General features: G+C 61.6%; 18 protein-coding genes and 1 other RNA gene. 8 read left to right on the top strand and 11 right to left on the bottom strand.

Annotated elements, in window-relative coordinates:
* Positions 1 to 65: 65 nt before the first annotated feature.
* From K7B09_RS04095 to ffs, 4 genes are all read left to right on the top strand, one after another.
* Positions 66 to 1859: an acyl-CoA dehydrogenase C-terminal domain-containing protein gene (locus tag K7B09_RS04095; RefSeq protein WP_223627042.1), complete on the top strand. Its 1794-nt coding sequence runs from the start codon at positions 66 to 68 to the stop codon at positions 1857 to 1859.
* A gap of 112 nt (positions 1860 to 1971) precedes the next feature.
* A complete protein-coding gene (locus K7B09_RS04090; protein ID WP_374348318.1) occupies positions 1972 to 2670 on the top strand; it encodes an HNH endonuclease in 699 nt (232 codons plus the stop codon).
* 79 nt (positions 2671 to 2749) lie between these two features.
* Positions 2750 to 3757 (top strand): hypothetical protein, encoded by a 1008-nt coding sequence (locus tag K7B09_RS04085; protein ID WP_223627040.1) that lies wholly within the window; start codon positions 2750 to 2752, stop codon positions 3755 to 3757.
* A 179-nt stretch (positions 3758 to 3936) separates the two neighbouring features.
* An RNA gene (gene ffs / locus K7B09_RS04080) (signal recognition particle sRNA small type) lies at positions 3937 to 4033 on the top strand.
* 25 nt (positions 4034 to 4058) lie between these two features.
* Here the strand turns inward: ffs and K7B09_RS04075 are convergent.
* Complete coding sequence (locus tag K7B09_RS04075) at positions 4059 to 4802, bottom strand: 3-deoxy-D-manno-octulosonic acid kinase (RefSeq protein WP_223627038.1); 744 nt, start codon at positions 4800 to 4802, stop codon at positions 4059 to 4061.
* Positions 4803 to 4822: 20 nt separating this feature from the next.
* Between K7B09_RS04075 and K7B09_RS04070 the strand changes: the two genes are divergently transcribed.
* Positions 4823 to 5875 carry a glycosyltransferase family 9 protein gene (locus K7B09_RS04070; protein WP_223627036.1) on the top strand — a complete coding sequence of 351 codons (1053 nt, stop codon included), beginning with the start codon at positions 4823 to 4825 and terminating at the stop codon, positions 5873 to 5875.
* Positions 5876 to 5888: 13 nt separating this feature from the next.
* Here K7B09_RS04070 and K7B09_RS04065 read toward each other — a convergent pair whose 3' ends face one another.
* The 5 genes from K7B09_RS04065 to pmbA all read right to left on the bottom strand — a co-directional run bounded on the left by K7B09_RS04065 (position 5889) and on the right by pmbA (position 10932).
* Complete coding sequence (locus K7B09_RS04065) at positions 5889 to 6296, bottom strand: DUF6165 family protein (protein ID WP_223627033.1); 408 nt, start codon at positions 6294 to 6296, stop codon at positions 5889 to 5891.
* A 175-nt stretch (positions 6297 to 6471) separates the two neighbouring features.
* A complete protein-coding gene (locus K7B09_RS04060) occupies positions 6472 to 6813 on the bottom strand; it encodes a DUF4870 domain-containing protein (RefSeq protein WP_223627031.1) in 342 nt (113 codons plus the stop codon).
* A 75-nt stretch (positions 6814 to 6888) separates the two neighbouring features.
* A complete protein-coding gene (locus K7B09_RS04055) occupies positions 6889 to 8046 on the bottom strand; it encodes a DUF1501 domain-containing protein (protein WP_223627029.1) in 1158 nt (385 codons plus the stop codon).
* A gap of 1 nt (position 8047) precedes the next feature.
* Positions 8048 to 9481 carry a DUF1800 domain-containing protein gene (locus tag K7B09_RS04050; protein WP_223627027.1) on the bottom strand — a complete coding sequence of 478 codons (1434 nt, stop codon included), beginning with the start codon at positions 9479 to 9481 and terminating at the stop codon, positions 8048 to 8050.
* A gap of 83 nt (positions 9482 to 9564) precedes the next feature.
* Entirely contained in the window at positions 9565 to 10932 is a 1368-nt protein-coding gene (pmbA, locus tag K7B09_RS04045) for a metalloprotease PmbA (RefSeq protein ID WP_223627025.1), read from the bottom strand.
* A 17-nt stretch (positions 10933 to 10949) separates the two neighbouring features.
* On the opposite strand from pmbA, the gene yjgA reads away from it, so the two are divergent.
* Positions 10950 to 11519, top strand: a complete 570-nt coding sequence (yjgA, locus tag K7B09_RS04040) for a ribosome biogenesis factor YjgA (protein ID WP_223627023.1) — start codon at positions 10950 to 10952, stop codon at positions 11517 to 11519.
* Here yjgA and tldD read toward each other — a convergent pair whose 3' ends face one another.
* Genes tldD through K7B09_RS04020 form a run of 4 tightly spaced genes read right to left on the bottom strand, consistent with a single transcriptional unit; the run spans position 11520 to position 19057 of the window.
* Positions 11520 to 12962: a metalloprotease TldD gene (gene tldD, locus K7B09_RS04035; protein ID WP_223627021.1), complete on the bottom strand. Its 1443-nt coding sequence runs from the start codon at positions 12960 to 12962 to the stop codon at positions 11520 to 11522.
* Between the two features lie 57 nt (positions 12963 to 13019).
* Positions 13020 to 16940: a YhdP family protein gene (locus K7B09_RS04030; protein ID WP_223627019.1), complete on the bottom strand. Its 3921-nt coding sequence runs from the start codon at positions 16938 to 16940 to the stop codon at positions 13020 to 13022.
* 57 nt (positions 16941 to 16997) lie between these two features.
* Complete coding sequence (gene rng / locus K7B09_RS04025) at positions 16998 to 18491, bottom strand: ribonuclease G (RefSeq protein WP_223627017.1); 1494 nt, start codon at positions 18489 to 18491, stop codon at positions 16998 to 17000.
* Positions 18488 to 19057, bottom strand: a complete 570-nt coding sequence (locus K7B09_RS04020; protein WP_223627015.1) for a Maf family protein — start codon at positions 19055 to 19057, stop codon at positions 18488 to 18490. Before K7B09_RS04020 ends, rng begins: the two co-directional genes overlap by 4 nt.
* A 128-nt stretch (positions 19058 to 19185) precedes the next feature.
* Here K7B09_RS04020 and K7B09_RS04015 point away from each other — a divergent pair, with 128 nt between their 5' ends.
* Together K7B09_RS04015 and K7B09_RS04010 are read left to right on the top strand one after the other, a co-directional pair.
* Positions 19186 to 19917 (top strand): SIMPL domain-containing protein, encoded by a 732-nt coding sequence (locus K7B09_RS04015; protein WP_223627013.1) that lies wholly within the window; start codon positions 19186 to 19188, stop codon positions 19915 to 19917.
* 150 nt (positions 19918 to 20067) lie between these two features.
* Positions 20068 to 20316 (top strand): GlsB/YeaQ/YmgE family stress response membrane protein, encoded by a 249-nt coding sequence (locus K7B09_RS04010; RefSeq protein WP_223627010.1) that lies wholly within the window; start codon positions 20068 to 20070, stop codon positions 20314 to 20316.
* 81 nt (positions 20317 to 20397) lie between these two features.
* Here K7B09_RS04010 and K7B09_RS04005 read toward each other — a convergent pair whose 3' ends face one another.
* On the bottom strand, positions 20398 to 21429 hold the full coding sequence (locus K7B09_RS04005; RefSeq protein WP_223627007.1) for a sulfate/molybdate ABC transporter ATP-binding protein: 1032 nt from the start codon (positions 21427 to 21429) through the stop codon (positions 20398 to 20400).
* Positions 21430 to 21431: the final 2 nt, after the last annotated feature.

The following is a 21431-nucleotide window of genomic DNA, read 5'->3' as shown; positions in this document are numbered from 1 at the left end:
ACGCAGCAGTATGCTGAAAATCCCTGCAGGCCGGTCGTCGGCCTGCATCTGCACGGACACCCGTCATGAGCACTTACAAAGCCCCCCTCGACGATCTGCGCTTTGCCCTGTTTGATGTACTCGGTGCAGAGGCGCATTGCGCCAAGCTCGGCTTTGCCGACGTCAACCGTGAACTGGCTGATGCGGTGCTGGAGGAAGCGGCGCGCTTCGCCGAAACGGTGCTGGCACCACTCAACAAAATTGGCGATGAGATCGGTTGCAACTTCGACAAGGCCACCGGCGATGTCACCCCGCCGCCCGGATTCAAGCAAGCCTTCGATACGTTTGTCGAGGGTGGCTGGACCGGCCTGACCAATGCCCCTGAACATGGCGGCCAAGGCATGCCCGCGCTGCTGGGCGGGGTGCTGACCGAACTGGTGGATTCTGCCAATCTGGCGTGGGGCAATTTCCCTATGCTCAGTCATGGCGCGGTGAAGGCGCTGGAAACCTATGGCGAAGCTTGGCAGCAGGACGTATTTCTGAAGCCGCTGGTGTCCGGCCAGTGGACCGGCACCATGTGCCTGACCGAGCCACATTGCGGCACCGACCTCGGCCTGCTCAAGACCCGCGCCGAACCGCAGGCCGATGGCACCTATGCCGTCACCGGCACCAAGATCTTCATTACCGCCGGCGAGCATGATCTGGTGCCCAACATCATCCATCTGGTGCTGGCCAAACTACCGGATGCACCGGCCGGCGCGAAAGGCATTTCGCTATTTGTGGTGCCCAAATTCAAGGTAGCCCGCGATGGCAGCGTGGGCGCGCGCAATGCCGTGCGCTGTGGCGCGATCGAACACAAGATGGGCATTCATGGTTCCGCCACCTGCGTGATGAATTTCGATGGTGCCGAAGGCTATCTGCTGGGCGAGCCGCACAAAGGCTTGCAGGCGATGTTCGTGATGATGAACTCGGCCCGCCTCGGCGTGGGCGTGCAAGGCCTCGGCCTGTCTGAACGCGCCTACCAGAACGCGCTGCGCTATGCCCGTGAACGCCTGCAATCGCGTTCACTCACGGGCCCGAAGTGCCCCGACAAACCGGCCGATCCGCTCATCGTGCAGCCCGACGTACGGCGCATGCTGCTGTCGCAAAAATCACTGGTGGAAGGTGGCCGCTTGCTCAGTCTGCACGCCTATTCGCTGCTGGATGTGGCCGAACACGCCAGCGACCCGGCCGAGCGCGAACGTGCGCATACCCTGGTCAGCTTCCTCACCCCGATCTCCAAAGCTTGCCTGACCGAATGGAGCATTGAGAACACCTACAACGCACTGCAGTGCTTCGGTGGCCACGGCTACATCCATGAGCACGGCATGGAGCAATACGCCCGCGATGCCCGCATCACCACCTTGTACGAAGGCACCACCGGCATCCAAGCCTTGGATTTGATCGGCCGCAAAACCGCCGCCACCCAAGGCGCGGGGCTGAAGTTGTTCCTCGGCGAAGTGGAAGCCTTCGCCAAGCAACATGAAGGCGATGCGGCGCTGGCCGAATTCATTGCCCCCCTGCGCAGCAAATGCCAGGAATGGGGCAAACTCACCATCGACACCCTGACCCGCGCCGCCAGCAACCCGGACGAATTGGGCGCTGCCAGTACCGACTATCTGTTCTATTCCGGCTACGTGGTACTGGCCTACTGGTGGGCACGCAGCGTGGCCGCCGTCAATGCCACCAGCAAACCGCAAGCATTCAAGGATGCCAAGCGCGATACCGCCCGCTTCTACTTCGCCCGCATGCTGCCGCGCACACTGGCCCACAAAGCCGCCATCGAAGCCGGTGCCAGCCCGCTGATGGCATTGCCGGATGCAGGCTTCGGCGCCGAGTAACCGCCGCATATCCTTCTCCCCGCGTTGCGTGTGGGGAGAAGGGCCCCACAGGGCGGATGACGGCCAGCGCCATATCCAAACCGTCATCAAAAGCGTATAAGCTGGTTTCCCGATGGAGACCGATACAGCGCTCGTACGCCCGGCCCATACCGGCGATGATTCCGCTCACCTGTGCGCGGACGGGTTTGTTTCCCTTGCCGCAGGCAACCCGGCACTTGCCTTTGCGCCGGCTCTGCGCTTTCTTGGTCTGGATGCGCATGGCCGCGCCTTGGACTGGCTCAGCTGGCAAGACGCGACCTGTCTGTATGCCCGGAATGCCGTGGCGTGGACGCTGGGCGAACCCTGCCTTGCCGTGCATGGCGGCATTAATCGCAACAGCGGCCTGCGCAGCCAGATCCTGCTGCACCCCATCATCGCCGCGCGTGGGCATGTGCGCCCACAGGCGATGGATCCTACGCCAACCCTGACCAATCTGGCGCTATTTGCCCGCGACCAATTCCTGTGCCTGTATTGCGGCCGTCAATTCCAACGCCATGCGCTCACCCGCGACCATGTGCAACCCACCTCAAAAGGAGGCCGCGATGTCTGGGAAAACGTCGTCACTGCCTGCGTGCACTGCAATTCCCGCAAGGGCAGCCGCACGCTGCAGCAAGCGCAGATGCCCCTGCTCGCCATTCCTTATCGCCCCAGTTGGGTTGAGCACCTGATTTTGTCTAATCGCAATATCTTGGCCGACCAGATGGCTTTCTTGCGCGCGCAATTACCCAAACACCCACGGCGGTCACCGATTGCACCATTGCAGCGGTCGTGAGCACAACTCCATGACCTCTTGCCATTGACGTGGAGCCGCAGCTTGGCAACACTGCCCACGGAAGTCACAGGAAACGATGATGGCGCTGACCCTGGGTACCACCGGAATGGATCGCAAAACGGAAGCCGAAGTGCAATCGGCTTTCAAGATTGCCAATGCCGAAACCGGCCATCACTGGACTTTGGTCGACGGTGATAACGCCGACTACGTTCTGATCGACATGGACAGCTTGTACGGGCCGATGAGCTGGCTGCGGCTGCATTCGATGGGGCGCAAGGTCATTGGACTTTCGTCGGTTGATCGCCAGCAGACCGATTACCGCCTGCCACACCCGATCAGTGCCAACGACCTGACTGTACTGTTAAGCGAAATCGCCACTGACCTTCCATCATCCTCCGCAGATGCCCGTCCGGAGATTGCGCAAGCAGCCATTGCAACCACTCCCATGGCAGAGACGGCAGCTGAGTCGATACCGATGCCGGAGCCAGAGCCAGAGCCAGAGCCAGAGCCGGAACCGGAGCCAATCACTCCAGAGCAGCCTGTCATTCGTAGTCTGCAGCACTGGCTCACTCCACATCGCTTGTCTAAACCGGTTCGCTTGCAGCGGGAGCAGCAACCTGCATTGCTGATCGATGCCAATGCAGGTGTTTGGCATGGTTCGGCCACCCTGAAACCGCTTGCTGTCTGCTTTGAAGGTGAAGTGCAGGCCGCTGATTTTGTTCCGCTGGATACTGCCGAATGGACCGCCGAGGCCGCCAAGCTGGGGGCTGCGCAGCCTCTATCGCGCCTGCAATGGCTGGGCGGCCTGCTGTCGGATGCGGCGACCTCCGGCAAATACCAGCTCAAGAAATGGCCGCAGACCGAGCGCGAATACCCCAAGCACTTCCGCATTGCCACCGTGATGATGAAAGGACCAGCCAACGTCACTGAAATTGCCGAGGCCAGTGGCGTATCGGTTGATGAGGTCAACGCTTTCATCAACGCCAACCTCGCTACCGGTTACGCCGAACCGGCGGGGGATGCACCACCGCCCTCCACCGCCCCACAGAAGCCCGCAGGGTTGTTTGGCCGCATGCGCGGACATTGATTGCAGCTCATTGTTGCCGGGTGCGGCGACTTTGTCGCGCAAAGCATGTAAACTTGCGCCTCGCTTTTCCGTGGTCCTCGCCTCACCCTGCCGGCATCCGGTGCAATGCACCTCGCAGCGGGCAATGCACGATCCACGACTCGGGCAGACAACAGGCCCGGGCAGTCTCCATGGTGGCCCCGTCGGCCCCTCGCGACGCTAGGTCGAAAACCCCGCCAGGGCCGGAAGGCAGCAACGGTATCGACTGATGCGGGTGCCGAGGTCAGCCGGCGGGGCCACCGCCTTTTCAGCCGTACCCTGCTCAGTACCCGCGATCCCACGCCTGTTGGTAGGCCGCGCGCAATTGCGCAAACTCCGCATCCACTTGCGTCATGCTGCGAGCACCAGCCAATTTGCGTAAAGACCGCTGCAAGCGCTGCAAATTGGCTTCCCGCCATGCAGTTGCTGGAATGCGCAAATGCGAGCGATCGAAATCAATCATCCAGCCTTGACCGCTGACATCAAACAAAATGTTGTGCGCATTGAGATCCGCATGATCCATCCCTGCGCGATGAAAGCGCGCCACCAGCTCACCTGCAGCCGTCCACGGCGCATCGCCCGTCGCGGCCAACACCGCCAGCGAATGCACATGCTGCAAGCGCTGCATCAAGATCGCGGCTCGATAATGCAACCCTTCGCGCCGATACCACGCTGCAAATGGCAGCGGCACCGGTAATTTCTTATCCCGCAATATCCGTAACAGGCGGAATTCGGCAAAGCTGCGGACATGCTGGATACCGCGCCACAAATGCGCATCGTGGCTGAGTTTGGCCGCCAGGCCGCCGCGCAAGTAATGCCGCAAAAACGCATCACCTTCACCAAAATCAATCCACCACGCGCCGCCACGGCCACCTTCCGCCACCGGCTGCGCAGCCGCACCCCAGTGCGTGGGATCAAACCAAAGCGGGTCGGGTTGCCTGATCTGGGTGCGGTCGAACAAAATTGCACCATAGCCGCGTCCATCGCGGAATGGTGTCAGGTGCTCATTGGCATCGAATCCAGTCATTCCTACGAGTGTAGCAATACGTGCCTAATTTCGAAGCCCCCCGCTCCATTTGCCTGCTGCGCTTGTCGGCATTGGGCGATGTCACCCATGTGCTGCCACTGCTGCATACACTGCGCACGGGCTTGCCTAACGCCGAGCTGCACTGGGTGATTGGCAAGGCCGAACATCGCCTGCTGGATGGCTTGCCCGGCGTGCGTTTTGTCGAATACGACAAACGTAGCGGGCTGCAGGGCATGCGCGCACTCCGCCGCGAACTTGGCCAGCGTTTCGATGCACTGCTGCAACTGCAGGTCTCCACCCGCGCGAATTTGCTATCGGCGTTCATCCCGGCGCAACGCAAGATTGGTTATGACCGCAGTCGCAGCAAGGAAGGCCACGGCTTGGTCGTCAATGAACGCATCCCCGAAGTCATCGACGGGCATGTATTGGATGCCATTGGCCGCTTCTGCGAACCCCTGGGACTCACCCGCTCGCAAGTAACATGGAAATTGCCGGTTCCGGCCGATGCGCATGCCTGGGCACATGCGCAGTGGGATGAAGATGGCCGCAATACACTGCTGATCTCGCCCTGCTCCAGCCATGCGCTGCGCAATTGGCGAGCAGAGCGCTACGCAGCACTGGCCGAACACGCCATCGCACAAGATTGGCGCGTGGTTTTATGTGGCGGCCGCAGCGATCTGGAGCGCAGCACCGGCGATGCCCTCTTGGCGGCCATGCCAAACCGCACACGTGTACTGGATCTGATCGGCAAGGACACCCTCAAGCAATTGCCCGCATTGCTGGCGCGTGCCGACTTGGTGGTGACGCCAGACTCGGGCCCGATGCATATCGCCAACGCAATGGGCAGCAAGGTATTGGGCCTGCATGCCGCCACCAACCCGGAACGCAGCGGCCCGTATTCCGACCGACGCTACTGCGTGAACCGCTATGACGATGCCGCGCGCAAGTACCGTGGACAGCCCGCATCGTCGCTCAAATGGGGCAGCAAAATCGAAGCCGAAGGCGTGATGGATCTGGTGACCGCCAACGATGCCATCGCTGCATTCGAACGCTACCGCAGCGACTTCAGCTGATGACACAAGCCCATTACGCGCCGCTGCCGGTGCCGTAATCCTGATACGACTTTTCCTCGACGTAGGCCGAGCCCAGTGCAAGGTTGATGTCCTTTTTCACCCGTGCGCGCACGTCGTTCTCGAAATACACACTGCGCGCCAGTCGCACGAATTCGGCATCAAATGCCTGCGCCTTTTCCTGCAGGCGGATGTCATCCTCGATCACCCACAACCGCTCGTTGACCGCCTTCAACTCGGCACGCAGCGTGGTGATGTCCTGCGCCGATGCCGGGTGCGCCGCCCACGTGGTTTCCAGCACAGCCAACTCATTGCGCACATTGACCAGCTTGCCAGGATCAGACATGCGCTCGGACTTGATCTGCAAGATGGCGATCTTGTCCAGCAATTCGCCAAACGACACGGGCACCAGGATTTCGGACATGGACGCGCAGCCGGAAAAGGGAGGCTCAGTTTACCTGTCTTGCCGCGTTGGCACGCGATGCCGCGACGAATCCACCGCGCGCGCATTGATGCGTATGTTGTAGGGCTGGTTTATAGCCAGTCCGCAAGCAAAAGACCGGGTTACCCCGGCCTTTTGTCTGTCAAATCACCTGCAATTATTTGATCAAACGCAGTGCGAACGGATAGCGATAGCTTTCACCTTTATTGCAGGCCATGCCGGCGAGGATGCAAAAAACGAGGTTGACCAAAATTACAACCGGGATGATCAGAAAACCGATCAGCACGGCCATCAATACCGAACCTGCCACATACGCAATCGCGATAGTGATCTGGAAGTTCAGCGCTTCCACTGCCTGTGTGTTCAGCCAAGCCTTGTCGGTTTTGTCTTTATTGGTCAACCAGATGATCAGCGGCACGATGAAGCCCAGCAGGATGCCGGACAGGTGCGTGAGCATTGCAAGATTGCGGTCTTCGGAAGATGCAGTGACGTCATTCATATGCTTAGATATCCCCGGGTTATGGCGTGATGTGCGCCCTCGTCAAAGCATAACGCCATTTGCGAAAAAAACAGGTCAGCCCGCGCGCACCAACCCCGGCAGCGATGGCAGGCCCGCACTGTCTGGGAACACGCTGCGCGCCAGTGCGTCGCTGCCCACTTCCAGATGCTCGCGCAGGATGCCCTTGAACAAGGCGCGCATGTCGGTGGTCGCCAACAGGTCGCGGCCTTCATTGAGCTGGGTTTTGCCCAGCCCCGGCCATTGCCCGGCAATGCGTCCACCTTTCACCGCGCCGCCGGCGACAAACGCCACCCCGCCGGTGCCGTGGTCGGTGCCGCCGGTGCCATTGATGGCCGCGGTACGGCCGAATTCGGTGACGATGACGACCACGGTGTTGTTCCAGATCGACTCTGCGCCAGCGTGGAAGGCTTTGACACCGGCATCGAGTTCGGCCAGCTTGCGATCCAGCAAGGCCAACTCACCACCGTGACTGTCCCAGCCGGTGTCTTCCACAAAGCCTATCCGCGGCCCGTTTGCGGCCGCCATGAATTTGGCCGCTGCCGCCATGGCTTGCGGTAACTTCAAGCCGTTCTGGCTTTTGCCGGCACCCATCGCTTCCATGCGTGCATCGATGCCGGCAAACGTGGGGGCCAAGCTGGGGTCGGCGGCGTACAGCACTTGCAATTGCTGCCACAGGATGGGATCCACCCCTTTGGCCAAGGGTGGCGACCACGTGCTGACATCGCCCTTGCCGCGCATCGCCAGCGGCATCACCGCCGAAATCGCCAACCCTTTGCCGCCGGGCATGGCCGCCACGCAGCGATTGAGCCAGCCGGTGGTGCCGCTGGTGCCAGTGGTGCCGTTTTCCACGCAATCTTGTGCTTCAAAATGCGAGCGTTGCCGGTATGGCGGGGCGACCGCCACCATCGGCAACAATTGCTGCTGCGCGTACAGGCCCGCCATGAAGCCCAATGCACCGTGCAGGGCAAAATCGCCATTCAATTGCAAACTGGGGGCTTGGCCTTTGCTGTTGACAAAGTCGCCACGCAGCGCGGCAAAGCCGGGGTCACCGGGCGCTTGCAACGCATGCAGGCCGTCCAAGCCGCCGCGCAACAGCACCAACAAAAAGCGAGTGTCGCCGCGCCCGGCGGCGGCCAGTGCGAATTTGGGCAAGGCGGCCAGCGCCAACGAGGCCGCACTCATCCCCAAAAAACCACGTCGATCGAAGTTCATCTCAGGTCCTCCATTGGAAGGCGGGGCTGGCCAGCAACAATGCCACGCCCTGTTGTACGGATTCGGCACGCCGCAAGGCCGTCGCTGTTTGCCGGTCCAGGCTTGCGCCGAGCGCCGCTTCGCCCATGTGCAAGGGCGTACGGCCTTGCATGTCGGGCAGGCGATCGGCCAAGGCTTGCGCCGCTTGCACACGCTTGAACAAGGCATCTGGCCCGCCCCAATCGGCTGCAACATCGCCAAACCCGGCGGGGGAGCGCGGTTGGAACAAGGGCTGCCCCAATTGCGCCTGCAAGCGTACCGCCAGCGCCACATCGTCCTGCGCTTGCAGATTGCAGGCACGTAGTGCGGATATGAAATAGTCATCGGGATTTTTGAACTTGCGCGCTTGCACTGACCACGCCTCATCCGACTCCACCATGCTGCGGCACACTGCGGCGATGTCACCACCACTGCGCAGCCAGGTGCTGGCCATGCGCTCCACCAGTGCTGGCGGGGGCTCATCGGCAATGAAATGCCGTGCCAATTTCTGTGATACATGCCGTGCCGTGGCCGGGTGTACGGCCAAGTCGTGCAGCACCGCCACGCCCTGCATTTCGCCGTCTTGCCGGTAGGTCTTGCCGAACACGCGACGTGCACCGGGTTCGTGCGCGGCATTGCGAAACACGAAACCATCGCGACTTCCGGCACCATCGCGATCATTGGGACGCACCACGCTCCAGCCGGTGATGGCGCGGGCAAATTCGGTGACATCGGCTTGGCTGTAGCCAGCATTCACGCCAAGGGTGTGCAGCTCCATGATTTCGCGGGCGAGGTTTTCGTTCAGCCCGCGCTTGCCGGCTTTCGGCGTGCCCGCACTGCGGCGTGCGGCATTGATGGCAGCGCGTGAATCATCGCCAATCGAGGCCTGGTTATCCAAGTACAGCAACATGCCGGGGTGGCGTTCCACTGCCAGCAGTAAATCGGAAAACTTGCCAGTGGCATGTGGGCGGATGGCTTCGCGCTCCATCGGTGCGGCAAACAGCGAGGCGATGCGTTTATCCACCGAAATGGCGAAGTGGTTGGACCAGAACCGCACCAAGCGCTCGCGAAATCCCTGTGCCGTGCTGACCGCAACCCCTTGGCGCAGCACCAGGTCCTGTTGCAGCGCCCTGCGCAACTCATCGCGCCCTCCCACTTTTTTTTGCATGTCGGCAGCGCCGGCCGCACGCTGCTCACGCAGGGCTTTGCGCTGCTGCTGCACGCGTGTGTACATGTCCAGATAGGCACGGCTATCGGGCAGCCCATCGAATGCGGCAATCGGTGTCGCACCTTGCAGCTGCGCCAACAGCCAGCCACGTGGGTCATCGCCGAGCGCCTGCAGCTCTTCCGGGCGTGCGCCCAGCCCAAACCGATTGACCGCGCTTGCGGTCGCGTTAGTCAGTTGCATCGTTGCCATCGCCATGCTCCTTGAGGAACACGACTGCCAACGCAGCATGCCCCGCGCAGGTTGACGCGCGCGGGGTTACGCTTTTGTCATGTTCAACCGGTGCCGGCCACGGTCATGTGGCCGATCAAAATCGAACCGGTGCGTACATGCGAACGCACATCCACATCATTGCCTACGGTTTCAATCGCCGCGAACATGGTTTTGAGGTTGCCGGCAATGGTGATGCCGTCCACCGGATAGGCCAGCACCCCGTTTTCCACCCAGAACCCGGCCGCGCCACGTGAGTAATCACCGGTGATCGCATTCACGCCCTGCCCCATCAATTCCGTCACCAGCAAGCCACGCCCCATCGCCTGGATTTGCGCGGCCAGATCGCCGGCATTGGCCTTGACCTGCAAATTGTGCACGCCGCCGGCATTGGCGGTGGTGGCAAGCCCCAACTTGCGCGCCGAATAGCTGCCCAGCACATAGCGCTGCACGATGCCGGCATCCACCAACATCGATTTGCGGGTGGCCACGCCTTCGCCATCAAACGACGCGGAGCGGAAGCCGCGCAGCACAAAGGGGTCTTCTTCAATCGCAAACCAGTCCGGGAACACGCGCGTGCCGGCGCTGTCCAGCAGGAAGCTGGCGCGCCGGTACAACGCGCCGCCAGAGACCGCACCAATGAAGCTGCCAATCAACGAGCGCGCCATTTCCGCGCAAAATAACACCGGCACCTGACCGGTGGGCAACGGCCTGGGATCGAGCCGTTGCAAGGTGCGCTGCGCGGCTTTGCGGCCGATGGCCTCGGGCGTCTCCAGATCGTCCTGCGCCAGCGCCACGCTGAACCAGCCGTCGCGCTGCATCGCCTCACCTTCACCCGCGATCAAGGCGCAGCCTGCGCTGTAGGAAGTGCTGCGCTCCGTGCCGAGAAAACCGTGTGAATTGGCGTACACGCTGATCGAGGCATTGGCATTCACCGATGCGCCATCGGAATTGCCGATGCGCACATCCACCGCACGGCCGGCGGCCTCGCAGGCCAGCGCCAAATCAATGGCACGGTCGGCATCGAACGCGGCCGGATGCCAGCTGTCGAACTCGCGCAGGGTTTGCGCCATCAGCGCAGCGTCGGCCAAGCCGGATGCCGGGTCTGCTTCGGTATGTTTGGCAATCGCACAGGCCTGCGCCACCGTCGCTGCCAAGCTGGCTTCGCGCAGATCGGCGCTACTGGCGCTGCCTTTGCGCTGGCCAAAGTACACGGTGATGCCCACCCCACGGTCGCGGGTGGCCTCCACCGTTTCCACATCCCCCATGCGCACGTTGACCGCAAGCCCGGCATCCTCGTTGCAGGTCACCTCGCACTGGCTGGCCCCGGCGCTGCGCGCGCGTTCCAGTAATTGTTGGGCGATGCCGGCCAGCCGCTGTTGACGCTGCGTGCTGTCATCGGTGGGCAGGGACTGTGTGAGTGTGTTGTTCAATGGCTTATCCTGTAGCAATGCGAGGACATGACGAAGAGACCGGCGAATTTTTCAGCCCCAGCCGCAGCGCGCAACGCCGTGCGGCGCTGGACGTGCTGGAATTGGGCGAAGTGTTGGTGGCGCTGACCGCCACCCAGTTGGGCAAATTGCCGATTCCGGACGAGCTGCTGCCGCATATCCGCGACACCCAGCGCATGAGTTCGCACGGGGCGCGCAAGCGGCAATTGGCGTTTTTGGCCAAGCAGATGCGCAAGCTGGACGATGCACAGCTGGATGCGATCCGTGATGCGATGAGCAAAGACGGCGAGGCGGCACGGCGCGACACTGCCATGCTGCACCGCGCCGAAGTGCTGCGCGAGGCGCTGCTGGGCGACGATGGCGATGCCGCGATGACCGACTTGCTGGCGCAGCACCCGCAAGCCGACCGCCAGAAATTGCGCCAACTGGTGCGCAATACGTTTGACGAACGCAAACACAACAAACCGCCGCGCGCCTTCCGCGAGCTGTTTCGGGAGCTGCGGGACGTGTTGGCGGGTGGCGAGGCCAGCGCCGATGCGGATGACGGTGACGAAGACAGCCACGACTGATCAGCCCGCCTGCGTCCCGCCCACGGTGAGCTCTGAAATCAGCAGCGACGGCTGACCCACGCCCACCGGCACGCTTTGGCCATCCTTGCCGCAGATGCCGACGCCGTCATCCAGCGCCAGGTCATGGCCAATCATCGCCACCTTCTGCATGGTTTCCGGGCCATTGCCGATCAAGGTGGCACCTTTCACCGGCGCGGTGATCTTGCCATCTTCGATCAGGTAGGCCTCGGTGGCCGAGAACACGTATTTGCCACTGGTGATATCCACCTGCCCACCGCCGAAGTTGACCGCGTACAGGCCTTTTTTCACCGACCGAATCATCTCTTGCGGGTCGTGGCTGCCGGCGCGCATGTAGGTGTTGGTCATGCGCGGCATCACCAGATGCGCGAACGATTCACGGCGGCCATTGCCGGTGGGGGCCATGCCCATCAGGCGGGCGTTGTGGGTGTCCTGCATGTAGCCGACCAGAATACCGTCCTCGATCAACGTGGTGCAGGCGGTAGGCGTGCCTTCATCATCGATATTGAGCGAGCCACGGCGGCCTTCCAAGGTACCATCATCGACGATGGTGACGCCTTTGGAGGCCACGCGCTGGCCGATGCGGCCGGCGAAGGTGCTGGTGCCCTTGCGATTGAAATCGCCCTCCAGCCCGTGGCCTACCGCTTCGTGCAACAACACGCCTGGCCAACCGTGACCCAACACCACCGGCATCACCCCGGCGGGCGCGTCGATGGCTTGCAGATTCACCAAGGCCTGGCGCAACGCCTCGCGGGCGAATTTTTCCGGCTTGTCGTCGGCCAGCAGTTCGATATAACCATAGCGCCCGCCAAACCCGGCAAAGCCCGATTCGCGGCGGCCATTCTGCTCGACGATCACTTGGATATTCATTCGCACCAGCGGCCGCACATCGCCCGCCAGCACGCCGTCACTGCGCGCCACCAGCACCGTATCCACGCCGCCGGTGACACTCACCATCACTTGTTGCACGCGCGGTTCCAGCGCGCGCAGCAGGCCGTCCACGCGGCGCAGTGCGTCCACTTTCGCGGCGTTGTCGAGCGCATCCACCGGGTCCAATGCCGGGTAGAGCGCATGGCCATGCGTCCGTTGCAAGGCATGCGCGCCGTGGTTGCGACCATCCCGCGCAATCGCACGGGCGGATTGCGCAGAGGCCAGGAGTGCCGGCGCATCCAGTTCGTCGGAATACGCAAACCCGGTTTTTTCGCCGGAGATTGCACGCACGCCCACACCCTGTTCGATGCTGTGCGAACCGTCCTTGACGATGCCGTCTTCCATGCTCCACGCCTCGCGGCGGGCATGCTGGAAATACAGGTCGCCAAAATCAATGCCCGGCCCCAGCAGCGCATCGAAAGCGCGCGACAACGCGGACGCATCCAGCCCGGTGGGGGCCAACAGGCGGGATTCGGCAAGGGTCAATGCATTCATGCAGCGCGTACTCAAGTTCAATTGCTAGTGAAGGAAATGGCGGCGATCGGGGAAAGATCAATCACCTTCCGCGGAAGGAACGGTCGCCGGCGCAGGGTGCTTGGCCACCACCTCGACCTTGGGAGCAGCCCACGGGCCGGTGATGCGATAGGTTTTGGCCCCAATTCCAGACATTGGCTTATCCAATACGGCATTGGCCACAGCGCCAACTGCCGCCCCTACGGGACCTGCAGCCAGCGCGCCCACGGCAGTGAGCAGACCTCCGGAACGAGGCATCACTTCCACCGTTTGATCGAACTGTTGGCTGCGCAAATTGACGCCACCGTGCAGATTCAAATCGGCGGCGGGCCCTTTGATGCTCAGATTTTCGGTGTGTGCATTGCCCTGACTCAGCCGAATGTCGCCCTGCAGATGATCGAAAGCGAAGCCTTTGCTAAACAAATCACTGAAATCCAGCGTCAACCGTCGACGCAATTGGCTGACACCGAGTAACCCCAACATCCTGCCGGCACCTGGTTCAATTTCCGGCAAACGGCCATTGCGCACATCGGCACGCAGGCTGGCATCAATCATGGTGATATCAAACGCCTCCGGCCCACCGTTCCAACTGGCGGCACCGGTCATTCGGCCTTTGCCTCCCACCAATTGCCCGCCCAGCCCAAACCCGGTCAGCAACGCACCTACATCGTCGCTGTCGGCATCCAGCCGGAATTGGGTACGCGCCATACCGCCCTTACCTATCCAGCTGCCGTTTGCCGCCAAACGCTGCTTGCCACCCGATGTACGAAATTCGTCCATTCGCATGCCGCCGGTTATTGGCGAACTTCGAAAGCGTGCGCTGCCCATTGCTGTCCCGGCAAAGCGAAAATCAGCCACATCCAGCGCCAGCGGTGGGATGACGGCGGGGTTGATGTTGTTGATCGATGCGGTGGACGCGGGCGCTGAAGAATTCGGTTTGTCACTGAGTGATGCCGATACCGATGAGGCGACACGGCCGGTACCAGCCGACGCGGCTACCGCTGGCAATGCCAAGTACAGATGATCGAAATGGCCGCTGACACTGGCGCCGGCCTGCTCCGGGATACGCAGATTACCTGCGATTGCACTGCCCTGTATCTGTACAGTGATGCCCTGCGGTATTGGCACCATTTGCACACGCGTGTCGGCAAATGCTGCGCCCAGTAACTGCATGTTTGCTGCCTGGATGTCGATGCGCTGCAAAGGCAAATCGGCCTGCCCCTTGGCACCAATGGCCAACCCGATCCAATCCAGCGCAGCCAACTGCGCCACATGGCCACTGATCACCAGACCGTGTGCCGGTGGTGCGGCCATCTCGCCCGCCCCCAATTGCATGCGCAGGCCGGTTTGCCGATGCGCGCTGTGGCTGCGCAGGCGTAACACATCGCCCAAGCTGGCCTCGATGTCACCACTGTCCAGCGGCAAGCGAATTGCAATAGTCGCCGGCAACACATCTGACGCGCGTTTGTGCATGGGTGCAGGCAGATCAAAAGCAGTACCCACCAGATTGGAGCGCAACTGCAGCAGCGATGGCAACGCACTCCCGGCGCGCAGTTGGCGTGGCACCGCCATGCTCACCACCCACTGCGAACTGCCACGCAGATATGGCTTTAACCAATCCAAATTGCCGGCCTTGGCCAATAGCCCGTCGATCTCGGCCTGCATTTGCAACTGTGCTTCGAATGCCTGCGCTGGGTCTTGCACATGCGGCCCTGCACGTAACGCCAACACTCCCGGAGCGCCGTCATAGCGCACTTGCAATGCGGGGGCATCGAAACCGGATTGGTCATAGTTGGCTTGTCCGCGTACTTGGTCAAAAGCTACTTGGTAGCGCGTTTCGGCCAACTTGGCACCGCCTAAATTCACGCTGCCGGTAATCACCGGCGGTGCCGGGGTTTGCTGATGCAAAGGCAACTTCATATGGAATTGTGCTTGCGCAGGTCCGGCCACCTGCAGGTGATCCATCGTGTCACCGTAGTCTTTATGCAGCGGGCTGGCGCGCAGCAGGTCAAGATAATGCCTGGCATCACCAGTGGTGTCGGCATCCACCCACAACTCGGCTTGACCAAAGCGGTCAATCCCTGCACGTAGCTGGGTGGCGGCGATCTGCGCCAATTGCGCGCGCCCATTCACGCTGAAGCCGTCGGCCACGAAACTGACATCGGCATCCATATGCTCTGCGGCAGGCCAATCGGGTTGAAACTTGATGGTGCCATCGTCGATATGTGCGTCCGCACGAAACACACCAGCACCGGCCATGCCAGGCGCATTGCGAAATGGCCAATCATCCAGATCGCCCGCCACCACCGCATGCACATTGCGCAGAGTGCCGCCACGCAGCGCCATATCCAACCACTGCACCGAGGATTTCGGCATCAGGTGATGGATCCAGAATCCATGGGCAAAAGAGATCGGCACATCGCCAATATCCGCGGCGATATCCAGATGCGGATGGCTACCGTCATCCTGCAAACCAATACCGCCACGCGCCTGTACTTGCAGCAGCCCGCCATCAATTGCCAAACCGGGGGTCTGAATGGTCCAGCCGGCCACATCTCGCCACAGCACGACTTCTCCATCCATCTTGAAGCGATGCACCACGCCGAAGCCGGCTGGCCAATCAAATTCAACCGTGGCAGTGCGATCAAAGCGCATGCGCAAGCCATCCTGATCGGCCTGCAACCAACCACCGACGCCCCGCATTCCAGGTGCATGTCCGACCGGATCGAAACGAAAGCCCCTGATACGGGCGCTGGCATGCAGCATGCCACCGGTATGGCCCTGGATATCCACATCGTCCAATACAGCTACCGGCTGCGTGGTCTGCACCCAATGCCGCAGCCGCGCAGGCAAGGCATCGCTCAATGCCGCCAACTGCAACAGTGGCGCGACATTCAAATGTGCAGCGTGCATTGCATAGCGTTGCCCACCTGCCAATGACAAACCATCCAGGATCTGCCGCCCGGCACCATTGCCAATCCGCAATCGACTGACCTGCAACCTCCAATCCTGCAAGCGCCCGGACCAATTGGCCGCCAATACCAATTCCCCCACCTCATGGCTGGCTGCAGGTGTCGCCCCTGTGCTGGTTGCTGCAGTGGTGGTTGCTGCGGTCGTCATTGCCGCAGGCATCGGCGCCCCCCGCAAACGCACATCCAACAATCCGGCATCGGCCCGCACAGCGACCACCCGGTAGCTGCGCAACTGTGCCCAGCCTTGCAAGCGGCCACGCCCAGTCACCGCAGTCACGCCCAGAAGTGGCAGCTTGTCGCCAAAATCGGCCAAATCCACCATCCGGCTACCGACATAGACGCGACCATCGCCACTGGTACGATCCAGCACACCAGCGATATTGAACGGTGTTGCCGTATTGCCAAGCCAGGCACTTGCACCCGCGCGTACCTGGTTGCCATTGACTTGCAGGCGAAGATCAATGCGCGGCAGGTACAAGTCCAACTTCAGTGCTGGGGCCAGCACCCGCAAGCTGGCTTGCGCCAGCTGCAGCTCCCCCAAATGCGACAGTGCCTCCAACGGGTCACCGCCGGCTTGCTGGCCGGGTAACCCGCGCACCTGCCATTGCCCGTTGTCGTCACGCTGCAGGGTCAAGTCCAAACCACGCAAGCGCAGCTCAGTGAACGAGCGCCCCGGCAACAGCCCCGCGTATTGGGCAATCTGGATCTCGGCATTGCCAATCTGCAGCGGATTTCTCGCATCACCAATGCGCAAATTGGATAGCCGCAACAATGGCCCGCGCCGTGTCCACTGGGTATCCAGATGATCAAACGCGACCGTGCGCCCGGCACGTTCACTTAGCCACGCGGCCACACGCTCGGGATGCCGCTCGACTATCGGCAACAGCAGGCTGCCCACGCCATTGCCCAGCGCAAACAACGCAAGCATGACAGCGAGCGCATGCCATGTGTGCCGCCACACACTGCGCCAGCGACGGGGCTGGCTCATGCCGCAACCTCGGTCAAACCGTATCGCACACCATGCACTACTGCACTCATCCGGCAGTTACAGCAGCACAACATCGAACTGCTCTTGCAGATATTGCGCATCGGCTTGAAAGCGGATCGACTTGCCAATGAACTCCTCCAGCTCGGCCACCGCGTTGGATTCTTCGTCGGTAATCCGCCCAACCACTTTTGGCGAGGCGATCACCAGCAAGCGGGCGGCATCAAACTGGCGTACCGCGCGCACGATCTCGCGGAAGATTTCGTAAGTAATCGTTTCGGCAGTCTTGACCATGCCGCGCCCGGTGCATTCGTGGCAGGGCTCACACAGCTGGCGCTCCAGTGATTCCACCGTGCGCTTGCGGGTCATTTCCACCAAGCCCAACGGCGAGAAGTCATACACCGTGGTTTTGGCGTGATCCTTGATGAGGGATTTTTCCAGCGTGCGCAGCACCTGCCGGCGATGCTCCACATCGTGCATGTCGATGAAATCGATGATGATGATGCCACCCAGATTGCGCAGCCGCAGTTGCCGTGCCACCGCCTGCGCCGCTTCCAGATTGGTGCGATACACCGTTTCTTCCAGATTGCGCTGTCCCAGGAAGCTGCCGGTATTCACATCCACCGTGGTCATCGCCTCGGTTTGATCGATCACCAGATAGCCGCCGGATTTGAGCGGCACTTGCTTATCCAGGGCACGCTGGATTTCATCCTCGACGCCGTACATATCGAAGATCGGGCGCAAGCCCGAATAATGCTCGATCTTGTCGGCCAATGCCGGCATGTATTTGGCCGCAAACTCCCGCAGATGCTCGCAGGTTTCGCGTGAATCCACCTTCACCTTGTCCACGTCGCGGCGAATCAAATCGCGTACGGCACGCAGTGGCAGGCTGAGATCCTCATAAATGCAACTACCCACTTTTGCGGCAGCGGAATTGCGCTCGATCAGCTCCCACACGCGCCCCAGATAGGCAATATCTTCGGCTAATGCCTCCGCGGATTGACCTTCGGCATTGGTGCGCACGATGAAGCCGTGGCCGGGCCCGCCGGCGGTCAACTCGGCCATCAGTGTCTTCAGTCGGCTACGCTCGGCGTCATCTTCAATCCGGGCGGAAATACCAATCACTTTGGAACGCGGCAGCAACACCAGATAGCGCGAAGGAATACTGATCTGGGTGGTCAACCGGGCGCCTTTGCTGCCGATCGGATCTTTCACCACCTGCACCACGATCTCGGCACCATCGCGCAGCAGGTCGATAATGGGGATTTGCACCTGCGGTGGCGGTGCCGCCGGCACGTCATCGCCATCCACTGCATCCAGTGGTGCGGCGCGAAAAATATCGTTGGCGTGCAAAAACGCGGCGCGCTCCAGCCCGATCTCCACAAAAGCCGCCTGCATCCCCGGCATCACCCGCTGCACCTTGCCTTTGTAGATATTGCCGACCACTCCGCGCTGGCTGCCGCGTTCGATGTGCAGCTCTTGCAACATGCCGTTTTCGACCACCGCCACGCGGGTTTCACGCGGTGTCACATTGACCAGCAAATCCTCGCTCACGGCAGCAACCCAAACTGCCGCAACACCTGCGCGGTCTGCTGCAAGGGCAGGCCCATCACCCCGGAATAGCTGCCGTCCAGCCGCAAGACGTGCGCTTCAAAGCAGCCCTGAATGGCATACCCGCCAGCCTTGCCCTGCCATTCACCCGTGTCCAGATAGCGGGCGATATCGACATCGGACAGCGCTTCCACCGTCACCTCCGACACCACCACCGCTTGCGCTTCGCGTGCCGCCGACAGCAGCGAGACCGCAGTGATGACCTGATGGCTGCGCCCGGACAAACGCCGCAGCATGGCGGCGGCCTCCACCGCATCGGCCGGCTTGCCAAACACCACGCCGTCCAAAACCACCTCGGTATCGGCCCCCAGCACGACCGCATCGGGCACTGCCACTACCTGCAACAAGCCAGCCCCGGCCTTTTCCCGCGCCACCCGGCGCACGTAGTCGGCAGCAGACTCGGTAGCGTCCTGCTGCTCGGGAATAGCAAGGTCGAGGATGCCAAACTGCAACCCCAGACGGGTCAACAATTCGGCGCGGCGGGGCGATCGCGAGGCAAGATGCAACATGCCTGCAGTCTAACCTGTGGCCTACTGTGCACCCCAGCCCCACGGCACCGTTTCACGCAATTAACCCCATTTCGGCTCACCGTGCGTTCACCCCCAGCACGTAATCGTTCCCCCAACAAATGGAGTCCATGATGCCTCTGCGCCCCTTGCTGCTTGCCCTCGCCCTTGCCACGGCCCTGCCCATGACCACACACGCAAAACCCGCCGATATCGCCGCCGCTGCGCCACAAACCACCTTGCTGTCGATATCCGCCAGCGCCGAGACCAGCCGCACCCCTGACATCGCCACCCTTTCCACTGGCGTAGTGACCCAATCCACCGAAGCCAATACGGCGATGCGCAACAACGCGGTGCAGATGGACAAAGTGATGGCGGCCCTGCGCGCAGCCGGACTTGCCGAGCGCGACATCCAGACCAGCGGCATCAACCTGAACCCGCAATACAAATATGCCGACAACATGCCACCCACCATCGTGGGCTATCAGGCCAGCAATACCGTCAACGTGAAGGTGCGCGAGCTGGGCAAACTCGGCAAGGTGCTCGACACCCTAGTGGCGCAGGGCGCCAACCAGATCAACGGACCAACCTTTGGCATCGACAAACCTGACCCGGCCTACACCGAGGCGCGCATTGCCGCGGTGAAAAAAGCCCAAGCGCAAGCGCAGACCTATGCCGATACGCTGGGCATGCGCGTGCTGCGCATCGTCAGCATCAATGAAGGTGGCAGCAGTGGACCGCAGCCGGTGCCGGTGATGCGAATGATGGCAGCCCCGGCCCCAATGGCAAAGGACACGGCGGTCGCCGCCGGCGAAAGCAGCGTCTCGGTCAGCGTGGATATGGTGTTCGAGCTGGGGCGCTGATCGATCCCTGAAAGTCACCCCACCCGACAGCGAAGTTCACATGATCTGAAGCATGCGCACCGGAAACTGCGGTCGCCATGGGTTAATCTCAGTGCCGGCGTTGGCATCTGATCCGTCGCATTTTCGTCCACACCCCAGCGGAGGTAACACATGTTCAACGGGATCTTCAGCTACATCCTCGGCGGCCTGGTCATTGGCGTTCTCGCCCGGCTGCTCAAACCGGGGGCAGACCCCCTGGGCTGGATCATGACCATCGTACTGGGCATCGTGGGTGCGGTCGCCGGCGGCTACATCTCTGGCATGTTGCACATCACCAGCAGCCTGATGCAATGGGCGGTCGCCATTGGTGCTGCGATCGTCTTGCTGGCCGTGTACGAGGCACTGCGCAAGAAGGGTTGAACGCCTGGCGTGGTATTTCCACAAAACGCGCCGCTTACCGGGGCGTTTTTTTGCTGCTCCATGCTCCCACACTCGCATCCGCTAGGTTGGAAACACCCGGTAGCGGGCCACGCGCACTGTGACATGCTCACCCGGCAGCAGCGGCACGGCCGCAGTGTTCAACGTCTCCAGTTCCAACGCTTGCCCACCCAGCGCAAATTCGGCGGTTAGCCGCCCACCCAACCGCTGCACCCCGCGCACCTGCAGCGACAACGTATCTGCCCCTGGCGCAGCCAACTGCACATCATGTGGCCGCGCATACAATCGCGCCGGACCATCAACAACCCCGCCGGCATCCAGCGTCACTCCCGCCGCGCAAAAACGCCCGTTGATCACCTGCCCATGCAATACATTGGCCCGCCCAATGAATTCGAACACATAGGGCGAAGCTGGGGAGCGATAGATGGCATCGGGTGTACCCACCTGCTCGACCTTGCCCGCCCGCATCACCACTACCCGATCCGCCAACTCAAGCGCTTCCTCTTGATCATGGGTGACAAACAATGTGGTTTGCCCGGTCTGCTCATGCAGTTTTCGCAGCCAACGCCGTAGTTCGATGCGCACCTTGGCATCCAGCGCGCCAAAAGGCTCGTCCAGGAGCAACACTGCCGGATCAATGGCCAGTGCCCGCGCCAGCGCAATGCGCTGCTTTTGTCCCCCGGAGAGCTGATCGGGATAGCGCCCACCATGCTCGGGGAGTTGTACCAGCTGCAACAACTCCTGCACGCGCCTTGCAATACTGGCCTTGTCTGGGCGTTTTGCACGCGGACGGCTGCGCAAACCAAACGCAATATTTTCGGCTACAGTCATATGCCGGAATAATGCGTAATGCTGGAACACAAAACCCACATTGCGCTCGCGCAGACTTAACCCGGTGGCATCGTTTTCGCCAAACAACACGCGTCCTGCATCGGCATGCAGCAAGCCGGCAATCACGCGCAGCAGCGTGGTCTTGCCAGACCCCGATGGCCCCAGCAACGCGACCAGCTCACCCGAGCGAATATCCAAATCGACGCCATCGAGCGCCGCCACGCCGGGATAGCGCTTGTGCAAGGATGAAATCGTCAATTGCATGA

This window comes from Thermomonas beijingensis, assembly GCF_020034655.1.
Classification (GTDB): domain Bacteria; phylum Pseudomonadota; class Gammaproteobacteria; order Xanthomonadales; family Xanthomonadaceae; genus Thermomonas; species Thermomonas beijingensis.
This window is presented reverse-complemented; position numbering and strand designations above follow the sequence as displayed.